This is a genomic window from Pseudomonas sp. ITEM 17296, from assembly GCF_028895205.1.
In the GTDB taxonomy this organism is placed as follows: Bacteria; Pseudomonadota; Gammaproteobacteria; order Pseudomonadales; family Pseudomonadaceae; genus Aquipseudomonas; species Aquipseudomonas kermanshahensis.
Window position 1 is genome coordinate 1 of record NZ_WJRS01000056.1, and the last position, 3,697, is coordinate 3,697.

General features: G+C 63.3%; 3 protein-coding genes and 2 pseudogenes. 3 read left to right on the top strand and 2 right to left on the bottom strand.

The window, feature by feature from the left end; genetic code table 11:
- Together GIB19_RS27920 and GIB19_RS27925 are read right to left on the bottom strand one after the other, a co-directional pair.
- Positions 1-177 (bottom strand): annotated as a pseudogene (locus tag GIB19_RS27920) (aromatic ring-hydroxylating dioxygenase subunit alpha); the annotation flags it as partial.
- A gap of 341 nt (positions 178-518) precedes the next feature.
- Entirely contained in the window at positions 519-1,469 is a 951-nt protein-coding gene (locus tag GIB19_RS27925) for a LysR family transcriptional regulator (protein ID WP_265970363.1), read from the bottom strand.
- A gap of 486 nt (positions 1,470-1,955) precedes the next feature.
- On the opposite strand from GIB19_RS27925, the gene iacA reads away from it, so the two are divergent.
- The 3 genes and pseudogenes from iacA to GIB19_RS27940 form a co-directional block, all read left to right on the top strand.
- Positions 1,956-3,125 (top strand): indole-3-acetate monooxygenase, encoded by a 1,170-nt coding sequence (gene iacA, locus GIB19_RS27930; RefSeq protein WP_085274412.1) that lies wholly within the window; start codon positions 1,956-1,958, stop codon positions 3,123-3,125.
- A 17-nt stretch (positions 3,126-3,142) separates the two neighbouring features.
- Entirely contained in the window at positions 3,143-3,505 is a 363-nt protein-coding gene (locus tag GIB19_RS27935; protein ID WP_274888830.1) for an IacB protein, read from the top strand.
- 15 nt (positions 3,506-3,520) lie between these two features.
- Positions 3,521-3,697, top strand: a pseudogene (locus GIB19_RS27940) (aromatic ring-hydroxylating dioxygenase subunit alpha); the annotation flags it as partial.

A 3,697-nucleotide genomic window follows, 5' to 3' on the forward strand; every position in this document is an offset into this window, starting at 1 on the left:
GCCGGGCTCGGGGACTTCGCTCTCGTGGGCGACCCAGATCCAGGTGCTGTGGAAGATCTTCTGCAGTTCGGCGTCGAACAGGGCCGGGTCGGTGTAGAGGGAGGTGTGGACACGGTCGGGCTGGACCAGCTCGGCCGGGTCGACCGTCAGGTTGACGGCGGGGATCAGGTTGCTCACGGGGGTCACCTATGGGGCGTTTTCTTATGGGAGCAACGCTAAAGGGCAGGGGGGTGGGGCTCAATGACAGGGGGGATCAATGTTGTTGCGTTTTTTGCAATGGGGGGTGGCTATGCGTTCGGCGTAGTTTTTTTGTGGGGGCGGACATCGAGCGCCGCCCGCGCGGCGCTTCGCAGCACAAGGCTGCTCCTACAGGTGAGACGGGCGCAAAGGGGCGCGCGCGCCCATGTCACAGGAATAATTGGCCCGAAACAGATGTAGGAGCAGCCTTGTGCTGCGAAGCGCCGCGCGGGCGGCGCGCGATCTCATAGGCGCTGCATGTCATAAGACAAGCACCAAGATCACAACGCCATCCGCACCGCCTTGGCCATCTCCGTCGCCAATTCCCGGCTCATGCCATCCAAGGTTCGCCCACGGCGCGTAACAATCTGGATATCGGTTGCATTCATCGCCTCGCAATCGATGGCCAGGGCCTTGAAGGTGCCGTTCTTGAGCTCGTCGATGATCGGCAGTTCGGCCAGCAAGGTGGCGCCCAGCCCCGACCGAACGAAGTCCAGAATCACCGCCAGGGAGTTGGAGGTGAGGGTGGGCACGATGGCGAACGGCTGGTCCTTGCAGGCGGCATCCGCCAGCTCCCGCACGCGGAAGTTGGCGCCGGGCAGCACCAGTGATTCGCGGGCCACTTCGGCGAGGCTGACCGTGGAGCGCTCGGCCATCCGGCTGTCACGGTGAACAATCATCCGCAATGGCTGCGCCAGGCTGAACAGGCGCGTCAGGCGGGCCGACGCGTTAGGCGCAAAGACTACGCCGAGGTGCGCCTCGTCGTTCATCACCATGCGCTGCACCTCCAAGGACGGGGCGCTGATGATCTCGGCCTTGTGCGCATTGTGCGCGTGCAAAAAGCCCTGCAACGAATTGATCGCCCGGGCCCCCAGCAGGCCTTCGCCGATGGCGATCACCGTCGAGGCTTGCTGGCGGCTTCGCAATTCGTCCAGCCGGTCGACCAGCAGCGCGTGTTGGCGAATGCGTTCGATGTAGTAGTCCACGGCAGCCTCGCCCGCGGCAGTCAGGCTGATGCGGTGGGTGCCGGGGCGCACCAGTTCGATGCCCAGTTCTTCTTCCAGCCGGGCGATCTGCCGGCTGACCGATGAGGTGGCGACGCCGAGGGCTTCGGCAGCGGCGCGCATGGAGCCCTTGTCATGGCTCAGGTGCAGGTAGCGCAGGCGGTGGTCCTGCAGATCGATATGGCGGGTGGGCATGACCTCGACCTCGGGGGTAATCACGGCAGGCATTGGCGTGTCCCCATCCATCCTGGTGGGGCGTTGGCTTGTTTTTTTTGTGTGCTCGGCGTGGGTGGCCGGCGTTGTCGCGCTCCATGCCAGGCCATCGTACACGCGTTTTTTTCTGTCCGAAATCATGTGAAAAAGGCGCTAAAAATTTTTCGTGATATCGGCGCTGGTCGTTAGTTTTTTTAGGCGCGTTGAAACCGGTTTTTGAAGTCGTATAAATCCATTTAAATCATGTAGATAGCCAATTTTTAGAGGGTTTATCCGTTAGGGATAGGCAAATTTTTCTCCTGATTTAGCGTGAAAATTCAATTGACAATTCACGTAAATCGCCGCAAATATTTGTCACCGGCACCTAAAACAAGAGAGACAGACCATGCCGCCCGAACCTGCCTTCGCCCCTCTGTATGGCCAGTGCTTGCCTTCCACGAGCCCAGCCAACGCCCCCCACAAGCATCAGTACAAAAACCGCGCCTGAGACGGAGAATGTCCATGGATTCGCTTTGCCTGCGTGCCGCGCCTGTGTCGGCGCTCGCCTCTGGCCCTGCTTTCGAGGCCTTGCTTGACGGTGTTCGTGATCGTGCTCGCCTCGGTGAGTTCGACCGCCAGCGCTACATATCCCGCGATGTGATCGACGCCTTCAAGGCCCATGGCGTGTACCGCGCCTTGGTGCCTAAGCGCTTTGGTGGGCTTGAGTGCTCGCCGGGGGCCTTCTGTGAAATGATCGAACGCATCTCCCATGCAGACGGCTCTGCCGGCTGGGTGGCCAGCTTCGGCATGAGCCCCGTGTACCTGGCGGCGCTGCCGCTGGAGACCATCGCCGAGATCTACGGCAACAGCCCCGACACGGTGTTTGCCGGGGGCATCTTCCCGCCACAACCGGCCGAGATCGTGCCTGGGGGCTTCAAGGTCAACGGCCGCTGGAAGTACTCCAGCGGGTCCATGGGCGCGGACATCGTCGGGGTCGGGATTGCCCCGCGTAATGGCGACAAGCTCGACCTGCCGCGCCTGGCCGTGATGCCGCGCCAGCAGGCGCGCATCGAAGAAACCTGGGACACCGTCGGCCTGCTCGGCACCGGCAGCCACGACCTGGTGGTCGAGGACGTGGTGGTGGGCGAGCAGTGGACCTTCGTGCGGGGCGGCAAGCCCAACCTGGACGAGCCGTTCTTCCGTTACCCATCGCTGTCGTTCGCCACCCAGGTGCTCTCGGTGGTCGGGCTGGGCATCGCCCGCGCTGCATTGGACGAACTGTCAGGCATGGCCAGTGGGCGCATCTCGGTGACCGGCGCCCCGGCACTGGCCGACCGGCCGCTGGCCCAGGTCGATGTGGCCAAGGCCGAGGCGGCGCTGCGCTCGGCGCGGGCGTTCTTCTACGAGTCCATCGAACGTGCCTGGGAGCACGTGCTGGCGGGCGACCCGGTACCGGTCGACGTCACCAACCTGTTGCGCCTGTCCTCCACCCATGCCGCCCGCGTGGCCGCTGAAGTGGCGCGCAGTGCGCAGATGCTCTCGGGCATGACCGGCATCTACAACGAAAGCCCGCTGGCCCGCTGCGTCAACGATGCGCAGGTGGTGACCCAGCACGCCTTCATGGGCGACGTCACGTACCAGAACGCCGGTGCGATGTTCTTCGGTAAACAGCCCCTTCCGGGCTACCTGTAACTTTCGGGAATTTTGTCATGAGCGATAAGAAAGCGTTGCGTGTGCTGTTCTGCATGGGCATCAACCAGAACTTCTTCGATGCCCCCCGTGAGGAGCAGCTGCAGGTGTGGGCCGCCTTCAGCGCGATGTGGAATGGCATTCACGACCTGGCCGGGGTGAACGTGCTGGGCAACATGGACGATGACCAAGGCATGGTCGGCCCGTCCGACGGCTTCCCCTGGACCACCTACCTGCTGGCCGACGTACCGGACATCGAGACCGTGCACGCCGCCTGCAACCTGTTCCGCTGCACGGCGGTGGGCGACGGGCCGTACAAGCTGTGGCGCTACGCCAAGGTCGAGGCCCGTGTCGGCCGCGAACTGATCATCCAGCGCGCCTGAGTAGAGGACGATACCGTGAGCAACCTGATCCCCGCCGTCAACCTGACGGTCGACCCGGCCGAGCTGGTCCAGCCCGACCGTGTCCACACCTCCCTCTACACCGACCCCGCTCTGTTCGACGCCGAACTGCAGAAGATCTTCCACAGCACCTGGATCTGGGTCGCCCACGAGAGCGAAGTCCCCGAGCCCGGT

What these genes read in the sequence shown, in the direction of transcription:
- GIB19_RS27935 (WP_274888830.1), top strand. Translation starts at nt 3,143, where the DNA reads ATGAGCGATAAGAAAGCGTTGCGTGTGCTGTTCTGCATGGGCATCAAC.
- iacA (WP_085274412.1), top strand. Translation starts at nt 1,956, where the DNA reads ATGGATTCGCTTTGCCTGCGTGCCGCGCCTGTGTCGGCGCTCGCCTCT.
- GIB19_RS27925 (WP_265970363.1), bottom strand. Translation starts at nt 1,469, where the DNA reads ATGCCTGCCGTGATTACCCCCGAGGTCGAGGTCATGCCCACCCGCCAT.